Below are 16126 nucleotides of genomic sequence, written 5' to 3' on the forward strand. Positions count from 1 at the left end.
AGTCGGGAGGGAGGTCGGCGTACGGGTCGTGCTGGTCACGGGGGAACGAGGTCACCCAGCGATCGTAGGCGCAGGGTGGGACACCGCGTGCTCGGTGCACAGGCCGGGTGCCCAGGTGCGGCGGTGCGCCACGAGCGCGACTCGGTGCCGTTCCACGGAGATCCGTCGAACGGCACCGGGCCGCGGGGCCGGGCAGGGTGGGCGGGCAGCCCCGCACGAGCCTCGTCAGGAGTGCATGTCCATGACGACGCGGCCGTCGATCTTGCCCTTCTCCATCTCGCTGAAGATGTCGTTGACGTCGCTCAGCGGGCGCACGGTGTAGGTCGGGCTGACCTTGCCGCGCGCGAAGAAGTCGAGCGCCTCGGCCATGTCCTTGCGCGTCCCGACGATCGAGCCGCGGACCGTGAGGCCGAAGAGGACCGTCGTGAAGATGTCGAGCGGGAACTTCTCGGGCGGCAGCCCGACCAGGGAGACCGTGCCGCCGCGGCGCAGCGCGCCGACGGCCTGCGGGAACGCGTGGGCGTTGACCGCGGTCACGAGGGCTCCGTGCACGCCGCCCCCGGTCTTCTCCTGGATCTCGGCCGCGGGGTCGGCCGACGTGGCCGCGTTGACCGTGACCTCGGCGCCGTGCTTGCGCGCCAGGGCGAGCTTCTCGTCGTCCACGTCGACCGCGGCGACGCGGCGCCCCATGGCCACGGCGTACTGGACGGCGATGTGCCCGAGTCCGCCGATGCCCGAGATCAGGACCCACTCGCCGGGCTGGGTGTCGGTCTGCTTGAGGCCCTTGTAGACCGTGACGCCCGCGCACAGGATCGGCCCCACGGCCGCGTCCTCGACGCCCTCGGGGATGATCGGGGCATAGCGTGAGTCGACGAGCATGTACTGGCCGAACGAGCCGTCGACCGAGTAGCCGCCGTTCTTCTGGTGCGGGCAGAGGGTCTCCCACCCGGTCTCGCAGTACTCGCACTCGCCGCACGCGCTCCACAGCCAGGCGTTGCCGACCTTGTCCCCGACCTTGACGCGCGTGACCTGGTCGCCGACCGCGACGACGGTGCCGACGCCCTCGTGGCCCGGCACGAACGGCGGGGACGGCTTGACGGGCCAGTCGCCGTGGGCTGCGTGCAGGTCGGTGTGACAGACGCCGGTGTAGTCGACCTTGACGAGCGCTTCGAGGGGTCCGGGGGTGGGGATCTCGATCTCGTCGATCGTGAGCGGCTCGGCGAACGTGTGGACGACGGCTGCCTTCATGGTGCTCATGTCTCTCCTCCAGGAGCGGACACCGGGGCGGGGTCGAGCCGTTCGTCGACGAGGCGCGACGAGGCGCGACGGGACGCGCTTCGCGTCCGGTGGTGTCCGGTCCTTCGACCGTATCCGAGCGTGTTCGGGGCCGCTCGCGCAAGGTCCGGCACACCGGACGAAGCTCCCTTGTGAAGATCATCACAAGCAATATCGGTGCAGTTCAGGCGGCCTTTCTGGACCTGCCCGAGGCCCGTCGTCGCTCGACGACGAGAGCCAGCAGCGCGCCGACCAGCGCGACCCACTCGCTCACCGCAGCCGTGACCTGCTGGACCCCGCCGACCGTCTCTTCCACGGTGAAGAACCCGACCGTCGTCGAGAGGTAGAACGCGCCGAGCGTCGCGACCGAGAAGCCGATCGCCCCGAGCAGCGGCAGCCAGTGGCGCCAGACCAGCACGAGCAGACCGAGCACGAACCCCGCGACCGCGTTGAGCAGGAACAGCGGGCCGACGACCTCGATGTCCTGGTACCCCTGGACGTAGAGGAAGAGGTGCACGTCGGCCGAGAGCAGCAGCCCCGCGGCCGTCACGCCGCGCAGCAGCCAGGCGCCGCGCGGCAGCGGCGGTGGCACGGGTGGTGTGCCCGACGACGGAGCTCCCCCCGGCGTGGACGCTGCGGGGGGTGGGGGATCGGACGCGGCCATGGGGTGCTCCGAGTGCTCGGGTGCGGGTGGGCGGGAAGCCCGGGCGGGACGTCGCGCGCTCGCGCGCGGCGCCGGGCCCGATGCTTCAATTGAAAGACTTCTCGACCCCGGACGCACGGCGGAGGGTGACCATGACCTCGACCTCGCAGCAGACCCCGGACCGGCGCGGCGCCTCGCGAGCGGTCGCCGCGCAGGCCGCGACGGACGGAGCGTGCGCGCCGACCGACCCGGGCCCCGCTCCCCGCGACCGGTTCACCCGACGCGCGGTGCTCGTCTCGGCGGGCGCCGGGGCGGGGGCCCTCGTCCTCGCTGCGTGCTCGGGCGGCGGGGGAGGAGCGAGCACCGCCGGGACGGGCGGCGCGGGTACCGGGACGGGAGGCGGCAGCTCGGCCGGTGCGCCGCCGTCGGGCACCGCGGTCACCGCCACGGGCGACGTGCCGGTGGGTGGCGCGGTGTCGGTCCAGGTCGACGGTGCCCCCTACCTCGTGACGCAGCCCGAGGAGGGGACGTTCGAGGCCTTCAGCGCGATCTGCACGCACCAGGGCTGCACGGTCGCGCCGGGCGACGGCGAGCTCGACTGCCCGTGCCACGGCTCCCGCTTCGACCTGAGCACGGGCGACGTGATCGCCGGTCCGGCGCCCACGCCCCTGCCGCGTCTCGCCGTCACGGTGAGCGGCACCGACGTCGTCACCGCCTGACGGGTCGCGGGCTCGTCCGGCGGGGACCGGACCTCTGCGAGAGGCGGGCGCACCGACCGCCTGCCGGACGTCCACCCGTCCCTCACGGACGGCTTCGTAGACTGTCCTGGTGACCACTCCTCTTCTCGAGTCCCCGGACGACGCACCCCAGGCAGGTGCCTCCACCTCGCAGCCCCGCACGCACGCCGCGGCGCAGGTGCACCTCCCGGTCCGGTCCGAGCACGCGGGGATCGAGCCGTACGGTGCCCCGCAGCTCGACGTGCCCGTCCTGCTCAACGTCAACGAGAACCCCTACGCGCCCTCGGCCGAGGTCGTGGCGACCATCGCGGCCGACGTCGCGACAGCCGCCGCGACGCTCAACCGCTACCCCGACCGCGACTTCCTGGGGCTGCGCCAGGACCTCGCCGACTACCTCGCGGGGGAGTCGGGCGTGCGCGTGGCCCCCGAGCAGGTCTGGGCCGCGAACGGCTCCAACGAGGTCATGCTGCACCTGCTCCAGGCCTTCGGCGGCCCCGGGCGCACCGCGCTCTCGTTCGCGCCGACGTACTCGATGTACCCCGAGTACGCCCGCGACACCTCGACCGCCTGGGTCACCGGGCGGCGCGCGGAGGACTTCACGCTCGACCCCGAGGCCGCACGCGCCGCGATCGTCGCGCACGCCCCCTCGGTGATCCTCCTGGCCAGCCCCAACAACCCGACGGGCACGGCCCTGACGCGCGAGGTCGTCGAGGCCGTGTGCGAGGCGGCGCTCGCGGTCACCCCGCACGGCGCCGAGCCCGGCACGTCGGCCGTCGTCGTGGTCGACGAGGCGTACGGAGAGTTCCGCCGGGCCGGGGTGCCCTCCGCGCTCGAGCTGCTCGAGCGCTACCCGAACCTCGCGGTCTCGCGCACCATGTCCAAGGCGTTCGCGCTGGCAGGCGCCCGCGTGGGCTACCTCGCCGCGTCGACCACGCTGGTCGACGCGCTGCGCGTCGTGCGCCTGCCGTACCACCTGTCGGCCGCGACCCAGGCGGTCGCGCGCGCGGCCCTCAAGCACTCGTCCTCGCTGCTGGCCCAGGTCGACGCCCTGCGCGCCGAGCGGGACGCGACGGTGAACTGGCTGCGGGCCCAGCGTCCCGCGGCCCTGGGCGGCGCCGTGCTGCAGGTCGCCGACTCGGACGCGAACTTCGTCCTGTTCGGCACCTTCCCGGACCGCCACGCGGTCTGGCAGGGCCTGTTGGATCGAGGCGTCCTCATCCGGGAGACTGGTCCCGAAGGTTGGCTGCGGGTGTCGATCGGCACACCGCAGGAGATGACGGCGTTCAAGGACGCCCTGGTGGAGGTGGCAGGACTGTGAAGCGCACCGCGCGCATCGAGCGCGCGACGTCGGAGTCGAGCGTCCTCGTCGAGCTGGACCTCGACGGGACCGGCAAGACGGACATCTCGACGACCGTCCCGTTCTACGACCACATGCTGACGGCCCTCGGCAAGCACTCGCTCATCGACCTCACGGTCCGGGCCACGGGCGACACGCACATCGACGCGCACCACACGGTCGAGGACGTCGCGATCACGATCGGCGAGGCGCTCAAGATCGCGCTCGGCGACAAGGCGGGCATCTCCCGCTTCGGCGACGCCATGGTGCCGCTCGACGAGGCGCTCGCGCTCGCGGTCGTCGACGTCTCGGGCCGTCCGTACCTCGTGCACGAGGGCGAGCCCGCAGGCCAGGAGTACCACCTGATCGGCGGGCACTTCACGGGGTCGCTCACGCGCCACGTGCTCGAGTCGATCGCGCACCACGCCGCGATCTGCATCCACGTGCGCGTGCTCTCGGGCCGCGACCCCCACCACATCGTGGAGGCGCAGTTCAAGGCCCTCGCCCGAGCGCTGCGGTTCGCCGTGGCGCCCGACGCCCGGGTCGACGGCATCCCGTCGACCAAGGGCGCGTTGTGAGCCCCGAGCCCACGACCCCTGCACAGCCCGACGGGTCCGAGCGCGGCCACGAGCTCAGCCACGGACCCGTCGACCAGCCCCACGGCGACCACGCGCCGCGGACGACCGAGACGGACGACATGAGCACCCCGCAGAACCCCGAAGAGCCCGAGCTGGACCTGGTGATCCCGGACGACATCTCGAGCCTGCTCTCCCCGACCTCCGACCCCGAGCTCGCGGTCCTCGTGACCCAGATCGCGGGCGCTGAGCCGCTGGCCGCCGCCTGCTCGCTCGCGCAGCTCGAGATCGACGCCGTGCCCACCGAGATCGGTGCCCTGGCCGTCCTGCACGACCTGACGGGCGACGCCCCGCAGCAGGCCGCGGCCGCGGTCTCGACCCTCGTCAAGGGCGTCCCGCTCATCCTGCTCACGCGCCGCGGCGAGCAGCTCAGCGCGACGCGCTGGCAGGACGGCGTCGAGGGCGACGTGCTCGCCCCGGGGCTCGTCCTCGGCGGTGCGCCCGAGGAGCTCGAGGACCTCGTCACGGGCCAGACGACCGTCGCGGAGCTCTCGGGCGTCGTCCCGAGCGCGGGGATCTCGCGCTGGAAGGCCATGCGCCTGCTCACGTCGACCGCCCGCAAGGCGCGCAAGAAGTGAGCGCCGGACCCGCGGTCGTCGTCCTCGACTACGGCTTCGGCAACGTCCGCTCGGCCGTGCGCGCGCTCGAGCGGGTCGGGGCACAGGTCGAGCTCACGGCCGACCGTGCGCGCGCCTCGGAGGCCGAGGGGCTCGTCGTCCCGGGCGTGGGCGCGTTCGCCGCCGTCATGGCCGGGCTCAAGGCTGTGCGCGGCGACCAGATCGTCGAGCGTCGCCTGGCCGGTGGCCGCGCCGTGCTCGGGATCTGCGTCGGCATGCAGGTCATGTTCGACGAGGGTGACGAGCACGGGACCCTCACCGAGGGGCTCGGCGAGTGGCCCGGCATCGTCGACCGCCTCGACGCGCCCGTCGTCCCGCACATGGGCTGGGACACGGTCCAGGTGCCCGAGGGCTCGGTGCTCTTCGACGGCATCGCGGACGAGCGCTTCTACTTCGTGCACTCGTACGCGGCCCGTCGCTTCCCGCTCGGCGTCGACGAGCCCGTGGGGCCCGCGTTCCGCGCCCCGCTCGTCACCTGGTCCGAGCACGGCGGCCCGTTCGTCGCGGCCGTCGAGAACGGCCCGCTGAGCGCGACCCAGTTCCACCCGGAGAAGTCAGGGGACGCCGGTGCGGCGCTCCTGGAGAACTGGGTCCGCTCGCTCTGACCCGTCCCGGGCGGTGTCCTGCGACCCTGCCCGCTCCATTCATCCCGTCCATCGTTCTCGTGCATTCCCTCGGAAGGACCCCCTCATGACCGATCGTCTCGTCCTGCTGCCCGCCGTCGACGTCGCCGCCGGGCAGGCGGTGCGCCTCGTCCAGGGGGAGGCCGGCTCGGAGACCTCGTACGGTGACCCGCTGTCGGCCGCTCTCGACTGGCAGGCCGGGGGCGCCGAGTGGGTGCACCTCGTCGACCTCGACGCGGCCTTCGGCCGTGGCTCGAACGCCGAGCTGCTGGCCGACGTCGTCGCGCGCCTCGACGTCAAGGTCGAGCTCTCGGGGGGCATCCGCGACGACGAGTCGCTCGCTCGCGCCCTGGCGACGGGCTGCTCGCGCGTCAACCTGGGCACCGCCGCTCTCGAGAACCCCGAGTGGACGGCCAAGGTCATCGCCGAGCACGGCGACGCGATCGCCGTCGGGCTCGACGTGCGCGGCACGACCCTCGCGGCGCGCGGCTGGACCCAGGAGGGCGGCGACCTCTGGGAGGTCCTCGAGCGTCTCGACGCGGCCGGCTGCTCGCGCTACGTCGTGACCGACGTGACCAAGGACGGCACGCTGCGCGGCCCCAACGTCGACCTGCTGCGCGAGGTCGCCTCGCGCACCGACGCGCCCGTGATCGCCTCGGGCGGCATCTCGAGCCTGGCCGACCTCGAGGCGCTGCGTGCGCTGGTCGGCGAGGGCATCGAGGGCGCGATCGTCGGCAAGGCGCTCTACGCAGGCGCCTTCACGCTGCCGCAGGCCCTCGACGTGGCAGGCCGTCCGTGACCTCGGACCCGCACGCCGGTCACGCCCACGCGTCCGGCCAAGCGTTCGACCAAGCGTCCGACCACGGCGCGGCACCGCTGTCGAAGGGCAAGGCGCTGCCGCCGTCCTCCGGGTTCTCCGGGGACGACGGCTCGGCCGACCCGGCGCTGACCGCTGTCCTCGCGGCGTTCGTCGAGGGCGGGGCCGGCCTGACCCAGGTCGTCGCGCAGCTCGGCCGCTCGCGCCTGCTGATCCCGATCCTCGCCGAGCTCGTCACGGCGGGCGAGGGCGAGCACGGGCAGAAGGTCGACAAGGAGGCCGCGGCCGGGGTCGTCGCGCTCGAGGCCCCCGACGGACGGCGTGCCCTCCCGGTGTTCTCGAGCGTCGCGAGCATGGCCGCCTGGCGGCCGGACGCCCGCCCTGTCCCCGTGGACGCGCCGCGGGCCGCGCTGTCGGCCGTGAGCGAGGACTGGTCGCTGCTGGTCCTCGACCCCTCGGGCCCGGTCACGGTCCTGATCCCTCGTCCCGCGGTGTGGGCGCTCGCGCAGGGCAAGGAGTGGGCCCCTGCCGTGGCCGACGGTCAGGTCGTGGCGGACGTCGCCGACGCGATCGCGGGTGCGGTCTCGGGAGTCGAGCACGTCGCGGCCGTCCGTGCCGAGACCGGACGCAGCGCCGAGGTCGCGGTCGTCCTCGCGATCGACTCGGGCCTGGACCGGCGGGGCCTCGATGCTGTCCTCGCCCAGGTCAACGCGGCCCTCGCGGGCAGCGACGTGGTCTCCGAGCGCGTCGACTCGCTCGAGCTGCGCATCGGCCGCGCCGACTGACCCACCTGCGCTGCGCCGTCGGGCATCCTGCGAGGACGCCCGACGGCGCGGACGAGCCCGCGCGGTCCGGTGCGTCCGCCGGCTCGCCCGGCGGGACCGCCTCAGCGGTGGCGACGTCCCAGGACCCAGCCGCCCACGAGGGCGAGCACCACGGCCACGGCCTGCCCACCCAGGATGACCCTGTTGAGGTCGAGCGCGGGATGCCATCGCGCACCCTCCGGGCCCACGACGTACACGCCCAGCGGGCGCACGCTCATGCCGTAGCCCCCGCCGCCGCCGGCTCCCTCGCCGCCTGCGTCGGGGGTGGCGGCCGGGCTCCCGTCGCCCGGTGCCTGCGCGCCGTCTCCCGGCGAACCCACTCCGTAGCCGTAGCCCGTGCCGGTACCGCCCCACACCTTGGCCACCGGCACCACGAGCGTCCCGTCGCGCTCGTAGGCCTCGCCGAAGACCTTGCGCACCGAGAAGGCGTCGTTCGCTGCGCGCGTGACGAACGTGGGGTCGGGCCGTCCTGCCGTGCTGGCGTCGTTGCTCATGCTTCGCAGCCTACGAGCAGGCGGGCAGGGGCGCGAAGGCCGAGGTGTCGTCGAGCATCGACCGCAGCGTCGAGACCGGGACGAGCAACGAGGCGTTGCTCGACTTCGCGTACACGACGCCGATCACCTCGCCGTCCGCGTTGAGCGCCGCGGAGCCCGAGCTGCCGGGCTCGACCTGCGCGTCGGTCACGAGGACCTCGCCGAGGTTCGAGTGCAGCGGGTCCGTGGTGGTCCCCACGACGGTGCCCTGCGTGACCGTGAGCTGCCCGCCCTCGGGGTAGCCCACGACGGTCACGGCCTCGCCCTGGACCGGGTCCGCCGCCGCGAGCGTCGGGGCCGAGGGCAGGTCGTCGCTCGTGCGCACGATCGCGAGGTCCGCGAGGCCGGCCGCGCTGGCCGTCTCGACCTTGATGTCACGACCGTCGTACGTCAGCACCTGGAGCGACTTGGAGCCCTCCACGACGTGCTTGTTCGTGATGAGAGTGCGGTCGTCGAGCGCGAAGCCCGAGCCCGTCGAGAGCGACGAGCACCCGACGTTGCGGATGCGCACGGCCATGCGCTTGACCGCGTCGAACCCGTCCGGGGAGAGGTTCTCCGAGCCCACGGGCTCCGCCTGCTGGGCGAAGCTGGGCACGACCGAGCTGGGCATGGGCTCGGGGAGCTCGGGCAGGACGCCGCAGCCCCCGACCAGCGCCGCGAGCAGCGGGACGGCAGCGAGCAGCGCGGCCGGTCGCGGTCGACGGTGCTGCCCGTCGGCGCTCCGCCTCACTTGTTGAGCTCCTTCTGGAGCTCGGTGTTGGCGTCGGTCGCTGCCTTGCACAGCCCGTCGACCTGGGTCGCGAAGCGCGCGAGGTCGTCGGGGTTGTAGGCGTCGCGGTTGTTGAGGTAGCCGATGAGCTCGTCCTGGGCCGTGGTGCACTGCCCGAGGGCCGCGGCGACCGTGCCCGCGGCCTCGGAGATGCGGGCCTGGTAGTCGAGGTACTGCTGCGAGGCCACGTTCTCGTCGCCGAGCTGCGCCTTCTCGTTCGCGAGCTCGGTGATGCGCTCCTGCGTGGTCGCGAGCTGGGTGCGCGCCGACTCGAGCTCGGTGTTGGCGCCGTCGAGGTCGGCCGTGAGCTGGGCGACGTCCTCGCCCAGGCCGCGCGCCTCGGACTCCCACTGCGCGCTGCGGTCCTGCCAGCTCAGGGTCGTGACCAGGAGGTACGCGCCGAGCCCGAGGGAGGCGAGCAGCGCGACGCTCAGGATGACGATCGCGACGGTCTTGCCGCGTCCCGGGCGGGTGCGCCGGGCGCTGCCCGCCGAGCCGCTGCCGGGAGGACCCGCGGGGCTCGCCCCGGGCAGCGTCGCCGCGGCCTGGTAGGCGGACATCTGCGGAGATGCGTCGTCGGCGGCCAGGGGCCGTGCTGACGTCGGGGTGTGCGCCGGCGCCGGCGGGACGCCGGGAGGAGCGGGCGGGGGAGGACCCGCCGGGCCGCCGGGCGGGGGCACGACGCCGTAGCCCCCGTGCGCGCTGGACGGCGGGGGAGGCGTCGGCTGCCCGCCCGACGGGGTGCTCAACTGACCGCGCCCGTGTACTTCTCGCCCGGGCCCTCGCCCAGGGCGTCGGGGTAGACCGAGGCCTCGCGGAACGCGAGCTGGAGCGTGCGGAGCCCGTCGCGCAGCGAGCGCGCGTGCTGGTTGCCGATGTCCGGGGCGGACGCGGTCACGAGGGCGGCGAGCGCGTTGATGAGCTTGCGCGCCTCGTCGAGGTCCAGGTGGCCCTTCTCGGCGGCGTCCTCGGCCAGGCCGCACTTGACGGCGGCGGCGCTCATGAGGTGGACCGCGGCCGAGGTGATGACCTCGACGGCCGCGACGTCCGCGATGTCCCGGGTGGCGTCCTGGGTGGTGGGGTCGTTCTCGGTTGTCATGGCTCCATCCTTCCAGAGCGCGGCCCGTGCGGGGACCCCGGGCGGCTCGTCATCGGCTGGGGCCCGGCCCAGGGGGAGGCGGACGGTCGGGGCGAGCGGCGCCGTCGGGCCTGGTGCGGTCTCATCGAGGCAAATAGTGTGCCAAGCGCGAGATGACCGGAGTGCGCGCCGTCCCGGACGGGCGGCGGGCCGAACGCCCGGAGGCCGGGCCCGCTGAGCGGACCCGGCCTCCGGGGTGGTGCACAGGCGTCCTGCCCGACGGCGTCGCGCCGGTCGGGAGCGCAGGGTCAGGAGTGCGCGGGCTCCGACGTGACGCCCGGCTCGTCGGCCGCGAGCGGGGCGGCCTCGAGCGCGCTGCGCAGGGCAGCACCGAGGTTCGCGTCGACGTTGGTCCAGTACTGGATCGCACGCTCACGGATCGCCAGGCTCTGGACGCCGCCGACGGCCCCCGTGATGGTCTCGAGGAAGCGGGCCTTGGCCGCGTCGTCGAACACCTCGCGGTAGAGCGTGCCGGCCTGACCGAAGTCGTCGTCCTCGGCGTGCAGCGTCGCCGCGGCCCGCGTCAGCTCGCCGTCCGACTCCCACGACCCGACACCGGCGCGAGCCTCGTCGGCCACGGGGCCGCCCAGGCTGTTGGGGGCGTAGACCGGCGTCGAGGGCGCGTTGAACCCGTGACGCTGGGCCCCGTCCTGCGAGTAGTTGTGGACCGGTGCGGCGTGCGGCGCGTTGACCGGGATCTGGTTGTAGTTGGTGCCCACGCGGTAGCGCTGCGCGTCCGGGTAGGAGAAGACGCGGGCCATCAGCATCTTGTCGGGGCTGATGTCGATGCCCGGGACCGTGTTCGCCGGCGAGAACGCCGCCTGCTCGATCTCCGCGAAGAAGTTCTGCGGGTTGCGGTTGAGCGTGTGCGTGCCGACCTTGATGAGCGGGTAGTCGGCGTGCGGCCAGACCTTCGTCAGGTCGAACGGGTTGAAGCGGTAGGTCTTGGCGTCCTCGTACGGCATGACCTGGACGTGCACGTCCCAGGAGGGGAAGCTGCCGGCCTCGATCGCCTCGTACAGGTCGCGGCGGTAGTAGTCCGCGTCGGCGCCTGCGATGAGCTCGGCCTCCGAGCCCTCCATCTCGACGTTGCCCTGGTTCGACGTGAAGTGGTACTTGACCCAGAAGCGCTCGCCCGCGGCGTTGATCCACTGGTAGGTGTGCGAGCCGAAGCCCGGCATCTCGCGCCACGAGCGCGGCAGGCCGCGGTCGCCCATGAGGTAGGTGACCTGGTGGGCCGACTCGGGGGACAGGGTCCAGAAGTCCCACTGCATGTCGGCGTCACGCAGGCCCGAGCCCGGCAGGCGCTTCTGCGAGTGGATGAAGTCGGGGAACTTGATGCCGTCGCGGATGAAGAAGACGGGGGTGTTGTTGCCGACGATGTCGTAGTTGCCCTCGGTCGTGTAGAACTTCACCGAGAACCCGCGCACGTCGCGCCAGGTGTCGGGGGAGCCCTGCTCGCCCGCGACGCTCGAGAACCGCTGGAGGGTCTCGGTGCGCGCGCCCGGCTGGAACACGGCCGCCCGCGTGTAGGCCGAGACGTCCTCCGTCACGACGAACTCGCCGAACGCGCCGCCACCCTTGGCGTGGACGATGCGCTCCGGGATGCGCTCGCGGTTGAACTGCGCGAGCTTCTCGACCAGGTAGCGGTCGTGCAGCGCGGTCGCGCCGTCCGCCCCGGAGGTCAGGGAGTGGGCATCGCTCGGGACGGGCGTGCCCGTCTGCGTGGTGGTGAAGGGGTTGTTCGTCATCGTCTTCTCCTTCAGGTGAGGGCTCTGTGGGCCCGGTGCCTGCTCGTGGGTAGGGGGCGGTAGGGACAGGTGCTCCGGGGAGCGGTCAGGGGCTGGGGATGGCTCGGCGGGCGGCCGTGGTGCGGTGCCGGGCGTCAGTCCGCGCAGTCGGGGCACAGGCCCCAGTACGTGACCTCGGCCGTGTCGATCGTGAAGCCGTTGTTCCCGCTCGGGATCAGGCACGGGGCGTGACCCACGGCGCAGTCGATGTCGGCGACCGCACCGCACGAGCGGCACACGACGTGGTGGTGGTTGTCGCCCAGCCGACGCTCGTAGCGTGCGGGGTGGCCGGCGGGCTCGATCCGGCGGAGCAGGCCGTGCTCGGTGAGCGCGTTCAGCACGTCGTAGACCGCCTGGACGGACACCGACCCGAGGGCCTCGCGGGTGGCCCGCAGGACGTCGTCCGCGTCGGCGTGCTGCTGCCGGGTCACGACGTCGAGGACCGCCAGGCGCGCAGCCGTGACACGGAGCCCGCTGTCGCGGAGCTCGGTCTCGTGGTCCGCGGGGCGGAGCGTCTTGTCGGTCGGCACAGTCCTACTCTAACCACACTTTCTGGAAGAGTTCCAACAATGGAGGGTGTCCAGCGCGTGTCGAGCCGATGAACGCTCGTGGTGGTCGCGAGGTCCGGCGTGGGATCCTGGGCGGTGCTCGGGCGGCTCCTTCGCGCCGCGCCTTTGCGCGTGCGTGGGGAGGCGGCGTCCGGACGCGGGAGGCGGGACGGCCCGTGCGGGCTGGTCGCTCCTGGTCGTCACTGGACCCCCGCCCGTGCGTGCTATTGTTGGTCGCTGACCGACCCGTAGGTTCTTGTCGAGGCTCCAGCAGGTGCTTCGAGAGGTGGACTACGGGTGCGCAAAGTGGATTCCATCCCACCTGAGCTTCAACTGCTGACGATCGTCACGACAGAGGCCGGGTCTCGGTCCGGAGCGTCGCCGTTCTTCACGGTGACGCGACGGTGTGTTCGTCGCACCCGCGACGACCCGATCGATGGCCTCCTCCCTGCGCTCTGGGACGGGGGCCTTTCCCGTTCCTGGTGGTCTACCGACGACTTCCTAGGAGCATCACATCAGCGAGCCTCGCATCAACGATCGGATCCGTGTCCCCGAGGTCCGACTTGTCGGCCCAGGTGGGGAGCAGGTCGGCGTCGTCCGCATTGAGGTCGCCCTGAGCCTTGCCCAGGACGCTGACCTCGACCTGGTGGAGGTCGCCCCCGACGCACGCCCGCCGGTGTGCAAGCTCATGGACTTCGGCAAGTTCAAGTACGAGTCGGACATGAAGGCCCGTGAGGCTCGCCGCAACCAGGCGAACACGGTCCTCAAGGAGATCCGTTTCCGTCTGAAGATCGACCCGCACGACTACGGCACCAAGAAGGGCCACGTCGAGCGCTTCCTCGCAGCGGGCGACAAGGTCAAGGTCATGATCATGTTCCGCGGCCGTGAGCAGTCGCGCCCGGAGATGGGCATCCGTCTCCTGCAGCGCCTCGCGGAGGACGTCGCGGAGCTCGGCTTCGTCGAGAGCTCGCCCAAGCAGGACGGGCGCAACATGATCATGGTGCTCGGCCCGGTCAAGAAGAAGGCCGAAGCCAAGAACGAGCAGCGTCGCCGCGCCCAGGAGGCCGAGCCCCGCCAGACGAAGTCGGCCGCCAAGGCCGCTCCCGTCGAGGTCTCCGAGGAGCCCGCGGACGGCAACGACGTGCCTTTCGAGGTGCAGGTCGCCGAGGCCGCAGAGATGGTCGCGTCGGCCGAGGCAGCTGCCGCGGTCAAGGCCGCCGCAGCTCCCGAGCCGGCACCGGCGCCCGTCGCCGAGGCCGCTCCCGCAGCAGCCCCCAAGGCGGCAGCGCCCCGCACGTCTGCCCCCAAGGCTGCGCCTCGCACCTCGGCCCCCAAGGCTCCCGCAGCCCCCAAGGCTGCTGCTCCGGCCGCGCCGGCCGCTGCGCCCAAGCCTGCGGTGGCCCCCAAGCCCGTCGCGGTGCCCAAGCCGGCCGCGATGCCCAAGCCTCCGGCTCCCCGGCCGGCAGCGCCCAAGCCCGGTACGGCTGCGAAGCCCAAGCCGGGTGGCAAGCCCAGCTGACCAACTGACACCGAGCCAGGCCCACCGGCCCCGGCCCGAACACGTCGGGTCCCTCCCGGGATCTCGACCAGACAAAGGAGAAACGGCAGCCATGCCGAAGAACAAGACGCACTCCGGCGCCAAGAAGCGGTTCCGCATCACCGGCAGCGGCAAGGTCATGCGCGAGCAGGCCAACAAGCGCCACCTGCTCGAGCACAAGTCGAGCACGCGCACGCGTCGCCTGTCTGCTGACCAGGTCGTCGCCCCCGCAGACGTCAAGAAGATCAAGAAGCTGCTCGGTAAGTGATCTGCCTGGTGGTCGCGCCCCGGCGCTGATCATCGCTGAATCCCTACCTGAGCCCCGAACTGCAAGGAGCATCACGTGGCACGCGTGAAGCGGGCGGTCAACGCCCAGAAGAAGCGCCGTACAACTCTCGAGCGCGCTGCGGGTTACCGCGGCCAGCGTTCGCGTCTCTACCGGAAGGCGAAGGAGCAGGTCACCCACTCCCTCGTCTACTCCTACCGTGACCGCAAGGCGCGCAAGGGCGACTTCCGTCGTCTGTGGATCCAGCGCATCAACGCTGCGTCCCGCGCCCAGGGCCTGACGTACAACCGCCTCATCCAGGGCCTCAAGGCCGCTGGCATCGAGGTCGACCGTCGCGTGCTCGCGGACCTCGCGGTCAACGACGTGACCGTCTTCAACGCGCTCGTCCAGGCCGCCAAGGACGCGCTGCCTGCTGACGTGAACGCTCCGAAGGCTGCTGCCTGATCATCGAGCAGCGACTCTTCTCACCGGACGCCCGCACAGTGAACGATCTGTCCTCAGGTCGCCCCGTACCGTTCTCCCATCGTGTTCCCGAGGTCTCGAACCCTCGGAGCGACCGGGTCAAGGCGGTGCGGGCACTGTCCGGGCGTTCGGCGCGTTCGCGCCACCAGCAGTTCCTCGTCGAGGGGCCGCAGGGAGTGCGCGAGGCCGTCCGGCACGGTGCCCACCTGGTGCGCGACGTGTACGTGACCTCCTCCGCCGCCGAGCGCTACGCGGAGATCGTCGACGACGCCCTGGACCAGCGCCTGTACGTGCACCTCACGACACCTGAGGCGTTCGAGGCCATGAGCCAGGACGCTCAGGGCATCCTGGCCGTCGTCCGGGTCGAGGAGCTCATGCTCGACGAGGTGCTCGCGCGCGGCCCCCGGCTCGTCGCGGTCCTCGCGACCGTCCGTGACCCGGGCAACGCCGGCACGGTCATCCGCGCAGCCGACGCGGCCGGGGCGGACCTGGTGGTGCTCGCGGGCGAGAGCGTCGACGTGCACAACCCCAAGGTCGTGCGCTCGACAGCGGGATCCCTCTTCCACCTCCCGGTCGTGACCGGTGCGGGTCTCGAGGAGACCGTCGACGCGCTGCGCGCCGCCGGGCTCTCGGTCCTCGCGGCGGACGGCGCGGGCGACCATGATCTCGACGACCTCCTCGACGTGGCGGGCAGCGCGCCCAGCGGCACCCCGGACCTGGCCCGACCCACGGCGTGGGTCTTCGGCAACGAGGCCTGGGGGCTGCGCCCTCAGGACCGTGAGCTGTCCGACGCGGTCGTGAGCGTCCCCCTCCGTGGTCTGGCCGAGTCGCTCAACCTGGCGACGGCGGCCACGGTGTGCCTCTACGCCTCGAGCCGGGCGCACCGTCCGCGCGTCACGGACGAGGCCCCGTGAGGGGACGGTCGGCGAGGCTCTTCGCCGCCCTCTACCCCTCGGACGAGGCGCTCGACCACCTGGGCCTGGCACTGTCGGCTCTCGGCGCGGTGGCCCTCGACGACGGTCGGCCGTCGCTGCGCTGGACGCCGCGCGACCTCATGCACCTGACGGTCGCATTCTTCGGCGAGGTCGCCGACGGGGCGGCCGAGGACCTGGGGCGCGCCCTCGACGAGGTTGCGGACACGACCGAGCCCCTCACGCTGCACCTGCGCGGGGCCGGCACCTTCGAGGACCGCATCCTGTTCGCCGGGGTAGGTGGCGACGCGGAGGCGCTGCGCCGCCTGAGCGCCGCGACCGCGGAGGCGGCCTCCGACGTCGGGCTGCGGCTCGACCGACGGCCGCGCCAGCGCGCCCACCTGACCGTGGCGCGCGCCTCCGGGCCGCGCACGAGCGGGCGGCGCAAGACCGACCCGCGCCCCACAGGCCCCGGGCTCGCGGAGCTCGCGCATGCCCTGGCGGTCTACGAGGGGCCACGGTTCACGGCCGACGCGCTGTGCCTGGTCGAGTCGATCCCCGGGGCAGGGCGCAGCGGAGGCCCGTCGTACGAGGTCGTGCGGACCTCGCCGCTCGGCGTGCGTCGTTGACGGGTCGCTGACGAGC

20 protein-coding genes are annotated in these 16126 nt (G+C 72.8%); 12 read left to right on the forward strand and 8 right to left on the reverse strand.

Annotated elements, in window-relative coordinates:
- Window positions 1-225: 225 nt before the first annotated feature.
- Together adhP and ASE27_RS09250 are read right to left on the reverse strand one after the other, a co-directional pair.
- Window positions 226-1257 carry an alcohol dehydrogenase AdhP gene (gene adhP, locus ASE27_RS09245; protein WP_056648874.1) on the reverse strand — a complete coding sequence of 344 codons (1032 nt, stop codon included), beginning with the start codon at window positions 1255-1257 and terminating at the stop codon, window positions 226-228.
- Between the two features lie 202 nt (window positions 1258-1459).
- The gene (locus ASE27_RS09250) at window positions 1460-1867 is read right to left on the reverse strand and encodes a hypothetical protein (RefSeq protein WP_157257480.1); all 408 of its coding nucleotides are present in this window, start codon (window positions 1865-1867) and stop codon (window positions 1460-1462) included.
- 203 nt (window positions 1868-2070) lie between these two features.
- Here ASE27_RS09250 and ASE27_RS09255 point away from each other — a divergent pair, with 203 nt between their 5' ends.
- From ASE27_RS09255 to ASE27_RS09285, 7 genes are all read left to right on the forward strand, one after another.
- Entirely contained in the window at window positions 2071-2637 is a 567-nt protein-coding gene (locus ASE27_RS09255) for a Rieske (2Fe-2S) protein (protein WP_082608729.1), read from the forward strand.
- A gap of 196 nt (window positions 2638-2833) precedes the next feature.
- Window positions 2834-3973: a histidinol-phosphate transaminase gene (locus ASE27_RS09260; RefSeq protein WP_056649074.1), complete on the forward strand. Its 1140-nt coding sequence runs from the start codon at window positions 2834-2836 to the stop codon at window positions 3971-3973.
- Window positions 3970-4569: an imidazoleglycerol-phosphate dehydratase HisB gene (gene hisB, locus ASE27_RS09265; RefSeq protein WP_056648875.1), complete on the forward strand. Its 600-nt coding sequence runs from the start codon at window positions 3970-3972 to the stop codon at window positions 4567-4569. The genes ASE27_RS09260 and hisB overlap by 4 nt, the downstream gene beginning before the upstream one ends.
- Entirely contained in the window at window positions 4566-5204 is a 639-nt protein-coding gene (locus tag ASE27_RS09270; RefSeq protein WP_235534189.1) for a hypothetical protein, read from the forward strand. The genes hisB and ASE27_RS09270 overlap by 4 nt, the downstream gene beginning before the upstream one ends.
- Complete coding sequence (hisH, locus tag ASE27_RS09275) at window positions 5201-5848, forward strand: imidazole glycerol phosphate synthase subunit HisH (RefSeq protein WP_056648877.1); 648 nt, start codon at window positions 5201-5203, stop codon at window positions 5846-5848. The genes ASE27_RS09270 and hisH overlap by 4 nt, the downstream gene beginning before the upstream one ends.
- 85 nt (window positions 5849-5933) lie before the next feature.
- Window positions 5934-6665, forward strand: a complete 732-nt coding sequence (gene priA / locus ASE27_RS09280; protein WP_056648878.1) for a bifunctional 1-(5-phosphoribosyl)-5-((5-phosphoribosylamino)methylideneamino)imidazole-4-carboxamide isomerase/phosphoribosylanthranilate isomerase PriA — start codon at window positions 5934-5936, stop codon at window positions 6663-6665.
- Window positions 6662-7468 carry an SseB family protein gene (locus ASE27_RS09285; protein ID WP_369800562.1) on the forward strand — a complete coding sequence of 269 codons (807 nt, stop codon included), beginning with the start codon at window positions 6662-6664 and terminating at the stop codon, window positions 7466-7468. Before priA ends, ASE27_RS09285 begins: the two co-directional genes overlap by 4 nt.
- Before the next feature lie 101 nt (window positions 7469-7569).
- Here the strand turns inward: ASE27_RS09285 and ASE27_RS09290 are convergent, their stop codons facing one another.
- The 6 genes from ASE27_RS09290 to ASE27_RS09315 all read right to left on the reverse strand — a co-directional run bounded on the left by ASE27_RS09290 (window position 7570) and on the right by ASE27_RS09315 (window position 12267).
- Entirely contained in the window at window positions 7570-8001 is a 432-nt protein-coding gene (locus ASE27_RS09290) for a spore germination protein GerW family protein (protein ID WP_056648880.1), read from the reverse strand.
- 10 nt (window positions 8002-8011) lie between these two features.
- Window positions 8012-8770 (reverse strand): serine protease, encoded by a 759-nt coding sequence (locus tag ASE27_RS09295; RefSeq protein WP_231907552.1) that lies wholly within the window; start codon window positions 8768-8770, stop codon window positions 8012-8014.
- On the reverse strand, window positions 8767-9369 hold the full coding sequence (locus tag ASE27_RS09300) for a hypothetical protein (RefSeq protein WP_235534188.1): 603 nt from the start codon (window positions 9367-9369) through the stop codon (window positions 8767-8769). The genes ASE27_RS09295 and ASE27_RS09300 overlap by 4 nt, the downstream gene beginning before the upstream one ends.
- Before the next feature lie 185 nt (window positions 9370-9554).
- The gene (locus tag ASE27_RS09305; RefSeq protein ID WP_056648882.1) at window positions 9555-9908 is read right to left on the reverse strand and encodes a DUF1844 domain-containing protein; all 354 of its coding nucleotides are present in this window, start codon (window positions 9906-9908) and stop codon (window positions 9555-9557) included.
- Between the two features lie 287 nt (window positions 9909-10195).
- Entirely contained in the window at window positions 10196-11698 is a 1503-nt protein-coding gene (locus ASE27_RS09310) for a catalase (RefSeq protein ID WP_056648885.1), read from the reverse strand.
- Window positions 11699-11832: 134 nt separating this feature from the next.
- Window positions 11833-12267 (reverse strand): Fur family transcriptional regulator, encoded by a 435-nt coding sequence (locus ASE27_RS09315; RefSeq protein WP_056648887.1) that lies wholly within the window; start codon window positions 12265-12267, stop codon window positions 11833-11835.
- 559 nt (window positions 12268-12826) lie between these two features.
- Here ASE27_RS09315 and infC point away from each other — a divergent pair.
- The 5 genes from infC (at window position 12827) to thpR (ending at window position 16110) form a co-directional block, all read left to right on the forward strand.
- On the forward strand, window positions 12827-13804 hold the full coding sequence (gene infC, locus ASE27_RS09320) for a translation initiation factor IF-3 (RefSeq protein WP_056648890.1): 978 nt from the start codon (window positions 12827-12829) through the stop codon (window positions 13802-13804).
- A gap of 91 nt (window positions 13805-13895) precedes the next feature.
- On the forward strand, window positions 13896-14090 hold the full coding sequence (rpmI, locus tag ASE27_RS09325; RefSeq protein ID WP_030150472.1) for a 50S ribosomal protein L35: 195 nt from the start codon (window positions 13896-13898) through the stop codon (window positions 14088-14090).
- Window positions 14091-14165: 75 nt separating this feature from the next.
- Complete coding sequence (gene rplT / locus ASE27_RS09330; protein WP_030150471.1) at window positions 14166-14552, forward strand: 50S ribosomal protein L20; 387 nt, start codon at window positions 14166-14168, stop codon at window positions 14550-14552.
- A gap of 38 nt (window positions 14553-14590) precedes the next feature.
- On the forward strand, window positions 14591-15484 hold the full coding sequence (locus tag ASE27_RS09335; protein WP_235534187.1) for an RNA methyltransferase: 894 nt from the start codon (window positions 14591-14593) through the stop codon (window positions 15482-15484).
- Window positions 15481-16110 (forward strand): RNA 2',3'-cyclic phosphodiesterase, encoded by a 630-nt coding sequence (gene thpR, locus ASE27_RS09340; RefSeq protein WP_056648892.1) that lies wholly within the window; start codon window positions 15481-15483, stop codon window positions 16108-16110. The genes ASE27_RS09335 and thpR overlap by 4 nt, the downstream gene beginning before the upstream one ends.
- The last annotated feature ends 16 nt before the right edge of the window (window positions 16111-16126 follow it).

Origin of the sequence: Oerskovia sp. Root918 (assembly GCF_001428945.1) — a bacterium.
Taxonomy (GTDB): domain Bacteria; phylum Actinomycetota; class Actinomycetes; order Actinomycetales; family Cellulomonadaceae; genus Oerskovia; species Oerskovia enterophila.